This is a genomic window from Lysobacter sp. GQ73, assembly GCF_059758755.1.
Window position 1 is genome coordinate 1 of the sequence record NZ_JCAXEE010000009.1, and the last position, 17,204, is coordinate 17,204.

Annotated in this window: 12 protein-coding genes; 10 read left to right on the plus strand and 2 right to left on the minus strand. The window is 66.3% G+C overall.

What is annotated here, in order from left to right:
• From AC6CH2_RS20320 to AC6CH2_RS20330, 3 genes are all read left to right on the plus strand, one after another.
• Positions 1-3,166, plus strand: a 3,166-nt coding sequence (locus AC6CH2_RS20320; RefSeq protein WP_498270799.1) for a CLIPPER-2 domain-containing protein, incomplete at its 5' end; no start/stop codon positions are given.
• Positions 3,167-3,183: 17 nt separating this feature from the next.
• Positions 3,184-6,873, plus strand: a complete 3,690-nt coding sequence (locus AC6CH2_RS20325; protein ID WP_498270800.1) for a TonB-dependent receptor — start codon at positions 3,184-3,186, stop codon at positions 6,871-6,873.
• A 27-nt stretch (positions 6,874-6,900) separates the two neighbouring features.
• The gene (locus tag AC6CH2_RS20330; protein ID WP_498270801.1) at positions 6,901-9,504 is read left to right on the plus strand and encodes a prealbumin-like fold domain-containing protein; all 2,604 of its coding nucleotides are present in this window, start codon (positions 6,901-6,903) and stop codon (positions 9,502-9,504) included.
• 246 nt (positions 9,505-9,750) lie between these two features.
• Here the strand turns inward: AC6CH2_RS20330 and AC6CH2_RS20335 are convergent, their stop codons facing one another.
• Entirely contained in the window at positions 9,751-10,062 is a 312-nt protein-coding gene (locus AC6CH2_RS20335) for a hypothetical protein (RefSeq protein ID WP_498270802.1), read from the minus strand.
• A gap of 83 nt (positions 10,063-10,145) precedes the next feature.
• On the opposite strand from AC6CH2_RS20335, the gene AC6CH2_RS20340 reads away from it, so the two are divergent.
• The 7 genes from AC6CH2_RS20340 (at position 10,146) to AC6CH2_RS20370 (ending at position 15,313) form a co-directional block, all read left to right on the plus strand.
• On the plus strand, positions 10,146-10,382 hold the full coding sequence (locus AC6CH2_RS20340; protein ID WP_498270803.1) for a hypothetical protein: 237 nt from the start codon (positions 10,146-10,148) through the stop codon (positions 10,380-10,382).
• 384 nt (positions 10,383-10,766) lie between these two features.
• Complete coding sequence (locus AC6CH2_RS20345; RefSeq protein WP_498270804.1) at positions 10,767-11,228, plus strand: transposase; 462 nt, start codon at positions 10,767-10,769, stop codon at positions 11,226-11,228.
• A gap of 477 nt (positions 11,229-11,705) precedes the next feature.
• Entirely contained in the window at positions 11,706-12,422 is a 717-nt protein-coding gene (locus AC6CH2_RS20350) for an HAD family hydrolase (protein ID WP_498270805.1), read from the plus strand.
• 383 nt (positions 12,423-12,805) lie between these two features.
• Positions 12,806-13,255 carry a hypothetical protein gene (locus tag AC6CH2_RS20355; RefSeq protein ID WP_498270806.1) on the plus strand — a complete coding sequence of 150 codons (450 nt, stop codon included), beginning with the start codon at positions 12,806-12,808 and terminating at the stop codon, positions 13,253-13,255.
• Positions 13,256-13,415: 160 nt separating this feature from the next.
• Positions 13,416-13,919 carry a hypothetical protein gene (locus AC6CH2_RS20360; RefSeq protein WP_498270807.1) on the plus strand — a complete coding sequence of 168 codons (504 nt, stop codon included), beginning with the start codon at positions 13,416-13,418 and terminating at the stop codon, positions 13,917-13,919.
• 86 nt (positions 13,920-14,005) lie between these two features.
• Entirely contained in the window at positions 14,006-14,692 is a 687-nt protein-coding gene (locus AC6CH2_RS20365; protein WP_498270808.1) for a hypothetical protein, read from the plus strand.
• Between the two features lie 90 nt (positions 14,693-14,782).
• A complete protein-coding gene (locus AC6CH2_RS20370; protein WP_498270809.1) occupies positions 14,783-15,313 on the plus strand; it encodes a GNAT family N-acetyltransferase in 531 nt (176 codons plus the stop codon).
• Positions 15,314-15,341: 28 nt separating this feature from the next.
• Here AC6CH2_RS20370 and AC6CH2_RS20375 read toward each other — a convergent pair whose 3' ends face one another.
• Entirely contained in the window at positions 15,342-17,171 is a 1,830-nt protein-coding gene (locus AC6CH2_RS20375) for an ABCB family ABC transporter ATP-binding protein/permease (RefSeq protein WP_498270810.1), read from the minus strand.
• Positions 17,172-17,204: the final 33 nt, after the last annotated feature.

Below are 17,204 nucleotides of genomic sequence, written 5' to 3' on the forward strand. Positions count from 1 at the left end.
GATCGCCAAGACCATGGCCAATGCCGACAACGACGGCAGCGGCACGGTGACGGTGGGCGACGTGCTGACCTACACGGTCACCGTGACCAACACCAGCCCGAGCGGCAACCTGACCAACGTAGTGGTGAACGACAGCAAGATCACCCCGAGCACGATCACCTGCGCGAGCGTTGCGCCGGGTGCGACCTGTGTGCTGACCGGCACCTACGTGGTGACCGCGGCGGACGTGACCGCGGGCAGCATCAGCAACACCGCGACCTCGAGCAGCCCGGTCTGCCCGGTGGGCAGCACCGATCCGACGTGCACCACGACCATCAACACCCCGGTGGTGCCGTCGACGGTCAGCTACACCAAGTCCGCCAGCACGGCCGGTCCGGTCGTGGTCGGCGACGTGATCACCTACACGTTGACCACGACGGTGGCCAACGCGCAGACCATCGGCGCGCTGACCCTGACCGACACGCTGGGCGCTGGCCTGGACTTCGTGGCGGTGACCAGTGCCGGCAGCTATGCCTGCAATGCCGCCAACCCGCTGGTGTGCACGCTGCCGGCCGGTACGGTGCCGGGCGTCTACACGGTGACCTACACCGCGCAGGTCAATACGCAGGCGACGGTCGGCGTGACCAACGCGGTCGTCGGCACGGGCACGGACAACCCGACCTGCACCGGCACCTGCACCACCACGACTCCGGTGACGGCGTCGGCGGTGAGCTACGAGAAGACGGCTAGCACCGCCGGTCCGGTCGTGGTCGGCGATGTGATCACCTACACCTTGACGGCCACGGTGACCAACGCGCAGACGACGGGCGTGACCACGCTGACCGACACGATGGGGGCCGGCCTGGACTTCGTCGCGGTGACCAGCGCCGGTGCCTTCACCTGCAATGCGGCCAATCCGCTGGTGTGCAGCCTGCCGGCCGGTACGGTGCCGGGCAGCTACGCGGTGACTTACACCGCGCGGGTCAACGGCCAGGCCGGCGGCAGCGTCAACAACGCGGTGATCGGTACCGGTACCGACGCTCCGAACTGCAGCAACGTGGGGTGCTCGGTGACGACGGAAGTCGCGCCGCCGGTGGTCAGCTACACCAAGTCGGCCAGTACGGCCGGCCCGGTGGCCGAAGGCGACACGATCACCTACACGCTGACGACGACGGTGGCCAATGCGCCGACGCGCAACGCCCTGACCCTGACCGACACGCTCGGCACGGGTCTGGACTTCACCGCGGTGACCAACGCCGCCGGCTACAGCTGCAACGCGGCCAACCCGCTGGTGTGCACCTTGCCGGCCGGTACGGTGCCGGGCACCTACACGGTGAGCTACACCGCGAAGGTCAACGCACAGGCGTCGGAGACGGTGAACAACACCGTGGTCGGCACCGGTACGGACAACCCGTCCTGCGTGGGCGCGTGCACCACCAGCACCACGGTGGCGCCGCCGCCGACCCTGCGGGTGATCAAGCAGGCCTCGCCGCGCGACGTGAAGATCGGCGACCTGGTCCGCTACACGGTGACGGTGGAGAACACCGGTACCGTCGACGCGATCGACGCGACCCTGGTCGACACGCCGCCCGCGGGCTTCACCTTCGTCGACGGTTCGCTGTCGGTCGCAGATCGCGACGGCGTCGGTCGCCTGGTCGGTACCTATCCGATCCAGGTCGACCAGGTCGACATCGCCGCCGGCGAGCGCGCGACGTTCAGCTACCTGTTGCGGGTCGGCGCCGGCGTGCGTGCGGGCATCCACTCCAACAGTGCGTTGATGCGCGACAACGGCAAGATCGTCTCGAACGTGGCCACGGCCGAAGTGCAGCTGATCGCCGATCCGTTGCTCGACCATGCCCTGGTCCTGGGCACCGTGTTCGACGACCGCGACGGCGACGGCTGGCAGGACAGCGCGGCGATCGACGATGCGCGGGTCCAGGGCGGCTTCGCTCCGCAGGCCTACCTGCCGAACTCGACCACGGTCGACCGCGGCAACGGTCCGCAGGCGGAACCCGATGCGAGCTCGCCGATGCTGCACGGCATCGTCCTGGGCAGCATCTCGGCCCGCCAGTCCGATGCCGATCCGGCCGATGCCCATCGCGTGGTGATCAGCCAGCGCCTGAAGGAGCTGAGCTTCACCGACGACTTCGCCTTGACCACCAGGCAGGGCGTGACGGTGCGGATGGATGCGGCCGGTACCACCCGGATCGAGCGCAGCGGCGACGCGGCCAAGAACCTGAGCGCGGCGGCACCGACGGTGGAACGTCGGGTCAGCCCGACCGAAGGCGGTTACGTGGTCGACTACATCGTCCGCAACACCGGTGTCGACGAACGCGGTATTCCGGGCGTGCGCATCGCCTCGATCGAGGGCTTGTTGATGGAGACCGACCAGTTCGGCCGCTATCACCTCGAGGGCGTGGACGTGGGCACCCTGGAACGCGGCCGCAACTTCATCCTCAAGGTCGATCCGTCGACCCTGCCTCCGGGCAGCGTGTTCACCACCGACAACCCGCTGACGCGTCGCGTCACCCCGGGCCTGCCGGTCCGCTTCGACTGGGGCGTCAAGCTGCCGGCCGGGCTGATCGAAGGCGGCGAGGAGCAGGTCGAGATGGAACTGGGCGAAGTCTTCTTCGCCGCGGGCAGCGCCGAGGTGCGTGCGCAGTATCTGCCGGCGGTCGCGAAGATGGCCGAGAAGATCAAGCAGCATCGCGGCGGCGAAGTGGTGATCAGCGCCAACGGCGATAGCGAGTCGCTGGCGTTCGAACGGGCTTCCGCGGTCAAGGCCGAGCTGGTCAAGCAATTGCCGGCCGACGTGCTGCAGGCGCTGAAGGTCAGCGTGCGCGGCAACGCCGACGATCCGGGTTCGCTGATCGTCGGCCTGGGCGAGGGCGGTGCCCTGCTGGGCACGGTGCTGTTCGATACCGACAAGGAGACCATCAAGCCGGAGTTCGAGCCGCTGCTCGACAAGGTCGCTGCTGCGCTGGAGCGCATGCACGGCGGCGTCATCGCGATCGTCGGTCACACCGATGTACGCGCTTCGTACCAATACAACACTGCGCTCGGCATGCGACGCGCCAAGGCCGTCTACGACGCGTTGGCCCAACGACTGAGCCCCGAAGTGCGCGCCAAGGTGCGAGTCGAGTCGAGTAACGATCCGACAGCCCCTGTCGACGTGAAGCGGAATTGAGGGGGCGGATCATGAAGATGAAAATGAAATTGCTGGACTACACCCTGATCAGCCTGTTGGCGGGCGCAGCCCCGCTGGCGACTGCGCAGGAGTCCACCAAGGAGGCCGCCGCCCAGACCGAAGGGGCCGCCGAAGCCGTGAAGTGCACCGAAGACGCGTGCAGCGGCGAAGACGGCTTGCTGTTCAAGCTGCGCACGCGCAGCTACAGCAAGCCGGTCACCCAGGGCACGACGGCGAAGTCCTCGTCGGAAGCCCTGCAGCCGGACCGCCGCGTGACGGTGGCGCTGGAGCAGCCGGGCAAGGCGGTGGCGATCGGCAAGTGGTCGGTCAGCCTGCCCAACGGCGGCGTGATCTGGGCGACCGAGGATCCCACCCTCGGCCGGCCGGAGATGAACATCAGCAGCAGCAGCCTGGTGTCGTTCGACGGGACCAAGGTGCTCAAGCCGGTGCGCTTCTACGCGTACAACAACTATTCCTCGTTCATCCAGCGCGCCGAAGTGTTGATCTACCGCGCCAGCGACACCGACCTGGTCGATCCGCTGGCCAAGGTCGAGCTGCCGGTCGGTGCGATCAGCGAGGCCGAATGGGACGGCACCCTGCCGGCCGGCTATGAAGCGCGTGCCGGCGACGAACTGCTGTACCTCGTGCGTGCCTACGGCGCCGACGGCAGCGTCGACGAAACCTATCCGCAACGCATGCAACTGGTCCGGCCGGAAGAGGCCGAACGCGGCCTGCAGACCATGCGCAACGCCATGGAACGCAAGCAGGGCACCTCGCTCGGCGTCGAAGAGGCGCAGCGCAACAGCCTGACCGAAGCGGTGTTCGGCAGCAGCACGCTGCGCCAGCAGAACATCGGCATCTACGGCTCGCGCATCCGCATCCAGGGCCGCAACATCCCCGAGAACTATTCGGTCACGATCAACGGGCGCAACTTCCCGGTCGACCTGGAACGCAAGCTGGTCGCCGAATACCTCGAGCCGATCGGCCGCCACGAGTACGACCTGCGCCTGAAGGGCGAGGGCGGCGAGATCAATCACAAGCTCGACATCGACGTCAGCGGGCGCTACATGTTCGCCGTCGCGATCGCCGATGTGACCGCATCGAAAGGCAGCGCCTCGGGCTCGATCGAGCCGCTGGCCGGCGACGAGCATTTCGACAAGAGCTTCCTGCTCGAAGGCCGCCTGGGCTTCTATCTGAAGGGCAAGATCAAGGGCAAGTACCTGGTCACCGCCCAGGCCGACACGCGCGAGCGCGAGGTCAGCCAGTTGTTCAACGGCTTCTGGAAAGCCGATCCGCAGGACATCTTCCGCCGCCTCGATCCGGACCTGTATTACCCGGTCTACGGCGACGACTCGACCACCTACCGCGACGTCGACACCATGGGCCGGCTGTACGTCCGGGTCGATTGGGACAAGAGCCAGGCGCTGTGGGGCAACTTCGAGACCGGCATCACCGGCACCGAGTACGGCCAGTACAGCCGTTCGCTGTACGGCGGCGCGCTGAACTGGCGCAGCCGCCGCAGCACCGTGCTGGGCGAGCCCGGCAGCGAACTGCGCGTGTTCGGGTCCGAGGCGCAGACCGCGCCGGGCCATAACGAGTTCATCGGCACCGGCGGCAGCCTGTACTACCTCAAGCACACCGACGTGCTGCCGGGCTCGGACAAGATCGTGCTGGAAGTCCGCGACGCCACCACCGGCCGGGTCGAGAACCGGGTCGACCTGGTGCGCGGCGCCGACTACGAGATCGACGAAATGCAGGGCCGCATCCTGCTGACGCGTCCGCTGGCGCAGGTCACCCGCGAGAACATCCCGACCCTGACCCGCGACACGCCGCTGGACGGCTTCACCCAGGTGCTGCTGGTCGACTACGAGTTCATCCCGAACGGCTTCGACGCCGACTCGGTCACCGCCGGTTTCCGCGGCAAGCACTGGTTCGGCAACCACGTCGCACTCGGCGCGACCTATGTCGACGAGAACCGCGCCGGCGACGACTACACCCTGAAGGGCGCCGACCTGACCCTGCAGGCCGGCCGCGGCACCTACCTCAAGCTGGAGCAGAGCCGGACCGAAGCGACCAGCTCGCCGATCTTCTTCTCCGACAACGGCGGCCTGAGCTTCAACGAGATCAATTCCGGTCTCGACAACCGCAAGGGCGAAGCGCGCTCGGTGGAAGCGCGGGCCAACTTCAAGGAACTGGGTTGGACCGATCTGGACTGGTCGGCCGGCGCCTGGTGGCGCCGCGTCGATCCGGGCTTCTCGATTTCGCGCTACGACCTGGGCCAGGAAGTCGAGGAACGCGGTTTCGAAGTGCTGGGCCAGTTCAATCCCTCGTTCAACATCTACGGCCGCTACAGCCGGGCCGAACGCGGCGCCGAATCGCTGACCCAGGCGCAGCTGACCGGCGAATGGCGGATCAGCGACTCGACCACCTGGGCCGCCGAAATCCGCCGGGTGGAGGAGAACCGCGCCACCCTCGACGCCGCCGGCGTGCTCGGCGCTTTGCAGTACAAGCGCCGCTTCGGCAGCAGCTTCGACCTGTACGGCACCGCCCAGGTGACCCTGGACGACGACGACGGCCGCTACGCCGACAACGACGCCTTCACCCTGGGCGGCAAGTACGTGTTCGGAAATCTGTCGAGCGTCGGCGCCGAGCTGACCACCGGCGACCGTGGCGACGCGGCGCAGATTAACGCCGAATACCGCATCCAGCCCGACCACACGGTCTACGGCAGCTATACCTATTCGACCGACCGCACCGACTACGACCCGCTGTTCAACAACCGCCTCAACTCGGGTTGGACGCTCGGCCAGCGCTGGCGCCTGTCGAACCAGGTCAGCATGTACAACGAGAGCCAGTTCCTGAAGGCGCCGAACGAATCCGGCCTGGCCCATACCTATGGCATGGATTTCTATCCGAGCCAGGGCTGGAACCTCGGCTTCACCCTGCAAAGCGCACGCCTGGACAAGGAGATCGGCGAAGTCGATCGCCGCGCGGTCAGCCTCAGCGGCGGCCACACCTCGGCGGCGACGCAGTGGCAAAGCAAGCTGGAGTGGCGCGAGGACACTGGCGCGGAACGTCGCGAGCAGTGGGTCACGACCAATAACCTGACCCACAAGATCAACGAAAGCTTCCGCATCGCCGCCCGCTTCAACTACTCCGAGACCACCGACCAGATCAACGCCGAGGCCGGCGCCAAGTTCATCGAAGGCAACATCGGGTTCGCCTGGCGGCCCTGGAACAGCACCAAGTACGCGCTGCTCGGCAAGTACACCTATCTGTACGACGTCTCGGCGCTGCCGCAGATCGGCGACAACGTGGCGTTCTACGATCAGCGCAGTCAGATCCTGTCGTTGGAAGGCATCTACAACCCGAACCACCATTGGGAGTTCGCAGGCAAGCTGGCGCGTCGCGAAGGCGAAGTGCGTTACGGCCGCCTCGAAGGCCAATGGGCCGATTCGGCGACGACCTTCGCCGCCGCGCAGGCCCGTTACGAGTTCGCCGAAACCTGGCATGCGCTGGCCGAATACCGCTGGCTGGGCGTGCGCGACGGCGGCGACCGCCAGGGCTTCCTGGTCGGCGTGGACCGCGACATCGGCCGCAACTTCCGCGTCGGCGTGGGTTACAACTTCACCGAGTTCAGCGACGACCTGACCAACTTCGACTACGACCACAAGGGTTGGTTCTTGAATCTGGTCGGTACTTACTGACGACGAGACACGGCAGTCGGGACTGCCGTGGCGAACTGGCGGCGTGGGCTTGCCGAAAAGTCGGCGACCAAGGTGGTGCCCGATGCGGTGGCGCTGCAGTCCGCGTTGGCGTTGTGCCTGCCTGCGCGAGTCGGGCGGCCGATCACTCATCGATGGAGCACGGACGACGGCACGGGTGGCGACGATGCGGCGACGCGCGTACGCGTGGGCTGCAGCCTTGCGCGCGAAGTTCGGGCGATCGTCTGCCGCGTACAGATCCGGCGGGTCGTTCGCCAAACAGGAGCAGATAACTTGAAGGCCGTTTCCCATTTCATGCGTACCGCGTTCTATGTGGCCGCCGCGACTGCCTTGAGCGCCGTGGCCGTGCCCGCATCCGCTCAGTTCACCGACCAGAATTGCAACGTCATCTGGGCCGAGACCAACACGAGTCCGACCAGCGTCGGTTTGTTTCGGGTCGATCCGGTTACGCTGACCGCACAGCCGGTGTCGGTGACGAATAACCTGACCGGCTCGGCTGGCTTGGCGATCGACGCACGCACCGGCTACCTCTATATCGTCGGTAACGACGACAACATCTACCGCACCAGCGGCGCCGCCGGGAGCATGACCCAGGTGGCCACCGACATCGACGGCCCCGGTATCGGTCCGGCGACCAATAAGTGGGCGCGAGCGACCATCCGCAACGGCGTGCTCTATGCCAACACGAGTGTGCCGACCACGGGCGGCGGGACGACGACGCATACCTGGACGACCAAGCGTTTTACGGTTAACACCGATGGCAGTCTGACGCCCATCAGCGATCTCACCATCACCTTGAACAAGGCGAACACGCTCGACTACACCGGCGGCGATCTTGCCCAGGACGACAATACCGGTCGTCTGTTCATGATGCTCAACCGTACCGGCAATGATTTTCTGTATTTCTACGAGGTCAACACCACGACCGGTCTGTTGACGCCGCTCATCACCTCGCTGGCGAATGGCGGAATCACCAATCCCGTGGCAGGCATGCAGTGGGGGTCGTTTGCCTACTATGCAGGTAACTTCTATATCGGCAGCGGTTCGGGAAACTACGCACAGTTGCCGACCGACATCCAGAGCAATCCGGCGATCGTTACCATCACGGGGGCGCCGGTGCCGAATAGCGGACAGCCTGGGGCGGCCGATATGGCAGCCTGCGGCGCGCCGAAGTTCCAGATCACCAAAGCTGGACAAGCCCGCGACGCGCAAGGCAATCCGGCCAGCGTGGTCGTCGTCGGCAGCACCATCGACTACACGGTGACGATCACCAACGTAGGCAGCACGCCGGCGACGGGCGCAAGCTGGTCGGATGCGCTGCCGGCCGGCACCAGTTACGTGGCGAACACGGCTACTCTGAACGGAACCAACCTCAATCAGGCGGCGTATCCGTTCGCCTCCAATTACCCGATCAATTCCGAGGGCAGACCTCCGGGCACCATGGGCTTCCTGGCGCCGAACAACGTGGCCACGCTGACCTTTCGCGTGTCGATCGACTCGGTGTCTGCCCCAACGGTGACGAATACTGCGACAACGGCATTCACCGGACCGATCTCCAGCCCGGCGCCGAACTGTGCGGTGGCCTTGACCGGCTACTGCGCGGTGCATGCCACTCCTGTCGGCACCACGTTCGCGCTGTCGAAGATCAGCAATGGCGGGGTCGGCTCGTTCGCCTTCACCGGTACCAACGGTGTGGCTGCGCAAACCCTGACGACGACCGTGGCTGGAACCCCGGTCAACGGCACGGTGCAACTGCTGACTGCGACTGGGGTAGCGACGACAGTGACCGAAACCGCCGTCGTCGGCTATGCGGTAAGCGGTATCGCGTGTACGGGGCTGGGCGCGGGGGGCACCGCAACGCCCGACCTCGCGGGTAGAACGGTGACTCTGGATGCCGCCGCGACGGCTCCCGGCGCGACGATCGTTTGCACCTTCACCAATGACGGCCAAGCCTCGTTGAGGCTGCAGAAGGCTTTACCTTTAGGGCGCTTCGTTGCCGCCGATCAGTTCACCTTGACCATTGCAGGTCCCGGGGCTCCGGTCAGCGTCACTACCACCGGAGCCACGAATGTTCCGACCGAAGTCGCAATGCTGAGCCCGGCCGCGACAGGCAGTAACTATGTACTGGGCGAAGCTGCTGCGAGCGGCGCGAATCTCGCCAACTATGTAACGGGCTACGCCTGCACCAACGCCTTGGCGGGCGGGCAGACTCCAGCCGGCAGCGGCACCAGTTTCACTGTCGCAGCCGTGCCGGGCGACGACCTGACCTGCACCCTGACCAATACCCGCAATCCGCTCGCCGACCTGATCATCACCAAGACCAACACACCGGGTTCCGGCCCGAGCGACCAGGGCAACGACACCCTGGCGCGCGGCGCGACCACGGTCTACAGCATTGCGGTCAGCAACAACGGTCCCGACACGGTTACCGGCGCAGTGCTCAGCGATCCGGCGGCCAATCGCAGCGGTCTGACCTGCACCGCGCCGCCGAGTTGCAGCGGCGCGGCCTGTCCGCCGGGCCTGTCCCTGGCCCAGTTGGAAAGCGGCGTCGCCTTGGGCGCTTTGGCCAACGGAGCCTCCATGGTCGTGACCCTGACTTGCACGGTCGACTGAGGCCGCGACATCTGCGCGCCGCCGAATCGCCGGCGGCGCATCGGCCCGGGGCGATCGCTTGGCCACGGGCACACCGGCCGACGGTTTCCCCTCTGCGTCCGACGCGTCACCGGCCGCGTCGCCCTTTACTGCGACGCACCTCGTTGCTTCTGCCTGGGTGGCGACCGATATCGGCTTCGTCGGCGATATCGCCGTTGCCTCGAGCTTTCGGCGTCTCGGCTGATTGGAATGAGCCGCAGTGCTTATTCAAACTGAACCTTGCGAAACGCGCAGATGCATCCGGCCGAGGTGGGTTTCGATAACCGCCGGCCAAAAATAAGTTTTGTTCGCGGTTTCTTTCGGAAATCCCGATTCAGTGTCACGCGGCTGACATTTACCGTCAATTAGCGCCCCAATATGTGGGCCGGACAGGGCGAGGGTGGGGCGAGGGCGGCACGTAGTCGGCACGAAGAGCGCTTTCTTTCCCGATGTAAACCGTTTCATCGCGTAGTTGGCGAAACTTTGCTGGATCTGGCCAAAAAACGTGATGGTTGGCACAGAATTTGTATTGCTATCCATAACAAGCAGCGGTCGCGGCAGGTGGCCGCAGATCAGAGCGATGCAACCGGCAGCAAAAATCCGAGGCGTGGTGGATTTTGCTCATGGAGATTCCGGCGCTCGGCTTTTATCTTGTTGAGAGGGCGGTGAGGGCGTGCGGAGCGGGCGATTTAATTATTCGCGATTTCGCTCGCTGCGGCCTGGATGCCTTGACCCGCAAGGGTTCGGATAACGATCGGCGGCGCACGCTTGAAGCCGGAGTTTCAAATGTAATTAATGGCAGTGCGGTTGCCGGGTGCAGCCCGGTGGGCGCAGGCGGACGGGTTGATCCGGTCGCTTGATAATCGGGGTTGAACAATGTGGGTGTCGTTGCACATATCAAATTTTCATTTCGATTCGCATCCTGTTAAACGCACGCTTCGAGCAGTCGTGCCATGCAAATGGTGTGCACTGAAGAACATTTAGTTTGCGCCCCGATTCGACGGCGCGTTTCCAGCAACAAAGGCTGAGGATGGCGGTAATGGACGAAAGCCAGCGTTGGGCAGCCAGGGCGCCAGCCCGGTATCAACAAGCCGTCGTAGCCCGCGACACGAATCGAAGCAGTCCGATTCCAAGGAGGTAATGCACTGCGTCAGTCGTCCGATCCCGGTTCGTGTCGATGGATTCGCCCCAGTCGGCTACGACCCTTCGGAACCCCCTAGACATACCCATAAGCAGATCACGCCGTGTGCAATATCCATCCGTTCAGCAGCGAACAAATCGACGATCCCGCAGACGAGCTGGGAGCCGAGTCCATGTCCCACTACGAAAGCGAGGAATTGAAATTCACCCGGCTCGATGAGAAGCAGTGGGCGGCCATCGAAGCCGTATTGCCGCGGACGGTCTACACGCGCAATGCCAGTGCCGACGACGCGCGACGGTTCGTCGAGGCCGCGTTGTGGGTCATGGCGACCGGACGTTTCTGGACCGAATTGCCCGAGGCGGTCTATGGGCCCTGGCGCAAGAACTACGTCCGCAGCAACCGCTGGATTTACCGCGGCATGTGGCTGACGGTGATCAATGCGCTCGGCCCGGACAGCGAACTGGCGGCGATGATCTCCAACTACATGAACTCGCAACTCGAGCGCCACCGGAAATTCGGTCGCCGCAACAACTTCCGCGACGAAAGCGGCGAACCAGAGAGCTGAGGTTTGCGTTGGGGATGGCCGGCGGTCCGGAGCGCGGGCCGTGGCCATGGAGGAAGGCGCCGCTGGCTGCCGGGCAGGGCCCGGGGCGACGCCTTCTTCCACCTGCCGCGCCTTGGTCCGGGGTGCGCTTGACCCGAGCGTCCCGATTCAATCCGGACCGAATATTCAGACCGAATATCCCGACCGAACCGGGCGCGACCCGCCGATTGCGAGGCGTCCGACACCGCGTTCCCCGGCGGCCCGTACCGGCACACTCTCTCCGTGCCGCCGGGCCGCCCTCTTGAGCCTCCCCTGACACCGGCGCCGCCGCAGCCGCCCATTCCGGCCGTCGCCGCATAGGCGCTGCCATCGGGCTGCGGGATAATGCCCATCGCCGCGCGGTTTCCGCGCCGCGTACGCGCCGACCGGGACCACCTCGGTCCGGTCCAATTCCCAGGCAGGGCGAGTCGCCCGTGGCCGATGATTCAAGGCAGACCCATGCTGGAACTGGTAGGTTTCGACGGCGACGACACGCTTTGGCATAGCGAGGGCTATTACCAGGAGGCCGCGGTCGAATTCGACCGGATCCTCAGCGCCTGGGTCGATATCGACGACGCTTCGGTGCGCCAGCGCTTGCTGGCCGTGGAGCGCAGCAACCTCGCGCTGTTCGGCTACGGCGTCAAAGGCATGGTCCTGTCCATGATCGAGGCGGCGATCGACATCACCGAAGCGCGGATCTCCGCGGCCGGCATCCACCGGATCGTGCTGCTGGCCAAGGCCATGCTCGATCACCCGGTCGAACTGCTGCCCGGCATCCGCGAGGCGGTCGAAGCGGTCGCGGCCCGCCACCGCATCGTTCTGATCACCAAGGGCGACCTGTTCCACCAGGAGAAGAAGGTCGCCCGCAGCGGCCTGGCCGATCTGTTCCACCGCATCGAGATCGTTTCGGAGAAGGACGACGCCAGCTACTCGCGAGTGCTGTCCGAATTCGGTGTGACGCCGGGCGGTTTTGCGATGGTCGGCAATTCGCTGCGCTCGGATATCGAGCCGGTGATCGCGCTCGGCGGCTGGGGCATCCACATGCCCTATCACGTAACCTGGGCCCACGAGATGGAACACGGCCTGCAGGCCGACCACCCGCGATTGCTGACCGTGGCCTCGGCCGCTGCGATCGCCGAGGCGGTGGCGCGCTGCGATGGCTCCAGCGCCGGCTGAGGCGCCTCGCCGGATACAAGTCGCTGCCGCCGGTTGGGCGCCACGGGAAGGCGGCCACGCGAATCGGCGCCGCCGCCCGGGTGTCGTGCCGGCCCCACAGGGCTCGGCGATACGCGGTTCGTGACGGTGGTCATGCTCCGGCATCGGGGCAAGCTGTGGGCTCAGTGCCCGGCGCGCATGGCGCGCCTGCGCACGCGGTCGCGCCATTCGCCCGTCCGCATCGCCGTCGTCGCTCGCCGCCCCCTGCTGAACCTTCCGCTTGCGCCGCCCCAACGGCGACTGAGCGCCGCGGGCAAGTGTGCGAACCATTAAAAACCGGTTCACCGTCGGAGGCTCACAGTCGCACCGTGCCTGCCGAGGAGCAGGCTTTACAGGAGACCGACATGACCGCCTTGTCCCGCTGGCTCGCACCGATCGTCATCGCCGCCGGCATCGGCGCGGTCGCGATGCCTGCTCCGGCCCGAGCCGACGATCTGGCCCGGGTGATCGTCGATATCGCCGACGTGATCGTTCGCAACAACACCCCGTACTACCGTTACGGCAACTACGGTTACAACGATCGCTTGATCGTCGTGCACGACCGTTACGGCCGGCCGACCTATTACCGCAACGCGCCGCGCTACGTCGCCCACCGCTATCGCCCGGCGCCGCCGCGCTACAGCTACGGCCCGCGCTACTACGACCGCAATTGCAACCATCGCGGCAAGTGCAAGAGCACCTACTACGATCCGCGTTACGACCATCGTTACGACAACCGCTACTACGACCGTCACGACCGAGGCCGCTACGGCCGCCACGACAACGGCCGCTGGCGCGACCGCTACGACGACTGATCCGGGCGTCGGTCCGCAGCCACACGACGGCGCCTCGGGCGCCGTCGTCGTTTGACCGGGTCGCTGCGTCCGCTGGACGCCGCCCTGCAGTGTTAGCCTCCCTCACCGGCACGACATGCCGTCGTCCATGACCGGTTCCGCCATCGTCCGAGGCCCGCCCATGCGCACCGTTAGCGAAAACACCATCGACCGTTCCGCCGTCTCCGCCCGCACTTCCGGGCCCCGCCTGCGTCCGCGACGCGCCTTGCTCGCCGCGCTGCTGCTGGCGGCGATCGCGGTGCCGGGCGCCGCATCCGCCCGCGGCTCGGTCGACTGCAAACTGAAGTTCAACATGTCCGGCTGGTCGGTGTTCTACAAGACCTCGTCGGGCAACGGCACCATCAGCTGCAGCAACGGCCAGAGCATGTCGGTGCGGATCAGCGCCAAGGGCGGCGGCCTGAGCTTCGGCAAGTCGCGCATCGTCAACGGCACCGGCGAGTTCTCCGGCGTGCATAACATCGGCGAAACGCTCGGCAGTTACGCTACCGCCGAGGCCCATGCCGGCGCCGCCAAGTCGAGCAAGGCGCAGGTCATGACCAAGGGCGAAGTGTCGCTGGCCCTGGCCGGCACCGGCGAGGGCTGGGACATCGGCGTCGCCTTCGGCAAGTTCACCATCTCGCGCTGACCGCGCGGGTGTCGCTGCATCGTTCTCGAATCGCCGCACCGGATTCCAGGAGCAGCCATCGCATCCCCGGCCGTAAGGAGGTCTCCATGTCCAACAAGCTCAAGACCCACTTCTTCGCCCTGACCGCGTCCGTCGCGGCCCTGTTGGGCGGCGGAACGGTCCAGGCGCAGGACGTTGCGGCCGCTTGGAACCCGCGCAGCGGCGATGTCTGGGTGGACACCTGGCTCGGCGACATCAACCGCTACGGCGCCCGCTATCGCGAGCCGTTCGTCGATGAAATGGTCCGCTATTACGGTGCGCCGCGCGAACTGGTCGGCGACTTGTTGAACGAGCGCCGCTGGACGCCGGGCGACGTGTACTACGCCTGCGCCATCGCGCAAGTCCTGGGCCGTCCCTGCCGCTACGTGGTCGACGAGTGGGACCGCGACCATGCCGAAGGCTGGGGCGCGATCGCCCAGCGCCTGGGCATCAAGCCCGGTTCGGCCGAGTTCCACCGGCTCAAGCGCGGCTTCGTGCCGACCTACGACCGCTGGGGCCGGCCGATCACCATCGATACCGAACTGCGGCGCGACTATCCGAACCGCCCTTATCGCGATTACGAACGCGAGCAGGCCCAGGCGGTCAGGGACAAGGCAGCCAAGGACAAGGCCGGCAAGGACAAGGCAGCCAAGGACAAGGCCGGCAAGGACAAGCCCGCCAGGGATAAGAACGCTAAGGACAAGCCTGCCGCGCGAGGGCAGGGCAAGGGCGACAACGGCAACGGCAAGCCCTGAGGCCGCGACGGCCGACTCGCACGACGACCGCGGCCGCCGTCGCCGTGTCCGGAGCTGCGGCCGCGGCGCCGGCCGGTCTATGATCGAAGCATGAGCGACGACACCTCCAACGAGTCCGCGCCGGCCCCCAAACCGGTGGTCGGCAGCGTCCGTGTGGTCGATTTCGAGCCGCGCTGGCGCGGCGAATTCGCCCGTCTCAACATCGAATGGCTGGAGCGCTGGTTCAAGGTCGAACCGGTCGACCGCGAGGTGCTCGGCGATCCGCAGACCCATCTGCTCGCCGCTGGCGGCCGGGTCCTGTTCGCGGTCGACGAAGCCGATCGGGTGCTGGGCACGGTCGCCTTGATGCGTCACGAGGACGGCCTGGTCGAACTGACCAAGATGGCGGTGGAACCCTCGCTGCGCGGCGGCGGCATCGGCCGCAAGCTCATGGCCGGCGCGATCGAGGCCTTCGCGCAGATGGGCGGGCGCGAGTTGTTCCTGGAATCCAGCACCCGTCTCGGACCCGCGCTCAAGCTCTACGAAAGCGTCGGCTTCCGCCATCGTCCGGCGCCGCGGCCGGGCTCGCACTACCAGCGAGCCGACGTCTACATGGTCTGGGAACCCGACGCTCCGGCCTGAGGTGTTCACGGCGTCGAGCCGGCCCGGCTCAGGCCACGGCCGCGTCCTCCTGGCGCTGCTGCAGCTCCCACATCTGCGCATACACGCCGTCGAGCGCCCGCAGTTGCGAATGGGTGCCGCGTTCGATGATGCGGCCGGCGTCCATCACCAGGATCTGGTCGGCGTCCATCACCGTCGACAACCGGTGCGCGATCACCAAGGTGGTGCGCCCGACCGCGAGCCGGTCGAGCTCGGACTGGATCGCGCGTTCGGACTTCGAGTCGAGCGCCGAGGTGGCCTCGTCGAAGATCAGGATCGAGGGGTTCTTGAGCAGGGCGCGGGCGATCGCGACGCGCTGCTTTTCGCCGCCGGACAGTTTCAGCCCGCGCTCGCCGACCGGCGTGTCGTAACCGTCGGGCAGGCCGACGATGAAGTCGTGGATGTGCGCGGCGCGTGCGGCCGCCACCACCTCGTCTTCGCCGGCTTCGGGCCGGCCGTAACGGATGTTGTAGCCGATGCTGTCGTTGAACAGCACCGTGTCCTGCGGGACGATCGCGATCGAGCCGCGCAGCGAGGCCTGGGTCAGGGCGCGCAGGTCGCGGCCGTCGATCGCGATCGAGCCGGCGTCGACGTCGTAGAAGCGATACAGCAAGCGCGCCAGGGTCGATTTGCCCGAGCCGGAATGGCCGACCACCGCCACGGTCGCGCCCGCGGCGATCTCGAAATCGATGCCTTGCAGAATCTCGCGGCGCGGGTCGTAGCCGAAGCGGACGTCGCGGAAGGCGACCGTAGGGCGCGGGGACGCCAGCACCTCGGCGTCGGCCGAGTCGCGCACGTCCTGGCGTTCGTCGAGCAGGCCGAACAAGCGCTCCATGTTGGTCAGGGCCTGCTTGACCTCGCGGTACATCATGCCGAGCATGAACAACGGCGCCGACAACTGCAGCAGATAAGCGTTGACCAGCACCAGGTCGCCGACCGTCATCTCGCCGGCGACCACGCCGCTGGCGGCCAGCCACATCATCGCGGTGACGCCGAGCGCGACCACCAGGCTCTGGCCGAGGTTGAGCACCGCCAGGGTCTTGATGGACATGACCTGGGCGTTCTCCAGGTGGCGCAGGTTATCGTCGTAACGGCGCGCTTCGTGCTCTTCGTTGTTGAAGTACTTGACGGTCTCGTAATTGAGCAGCGAATCCACCGCGCGCTCGTTGGCGCGCGTGTCGGCCTCGACCGAAGCCCGGTAATAGCGGGTGCGCCACTCGGTGACCGAAAACGTCCACAGCCCGTAGGCGAACAAGGTGCCGAGGGTGATCGCGGCATAGCGCCAGTCGTAGATCCACACCAGCACCGTGGTGACCATCGCCACTTCGAGGATCACCGGGATGATGGTGTAGATGGTCCAGTCGAGCAGGTCGGCGATCGAGCTGCCGCCGCGTTCGACGTCGCGGGCGACGCCGCCGGTACGGCGCGCGAGGTGGAACCTCAGGCTCAGCCCGTGCAGGTGGCGGAACACCTGCAGGGTCACCTGGCGCGAGGTGCGGGCCATCACTCGGGCGAACACGACCTGGCGCAATTCGGTGAACAAGGTCACGCCGATGCGCGCAGCGCCGTACGACAGCAGCAGCGCGACCGGCAGCATCAGCGGCGTGACTTCGACATTGAGCCGGTCGATGAGCTGCTTGAGCGCCATCGGCACGTACAGGTTCAACAGTTTGGCCGCCACCACCATCGCCAACGCGATCGCGATCCGGCCCAGGTAAGGCCGCAGGTACGGCAGCAGCGAAGCGATCACCGACCATTCGCCGCGCCGGCCGGCACTGCGGTCGACCGGTGCGGCGCCGTCGGTCTCGCTGGCGGGTTCGCTGGGGGGAGTGGCGGCCATGCCGTCCTGTGCGGTGGAAAGGGAAGCCGAGCA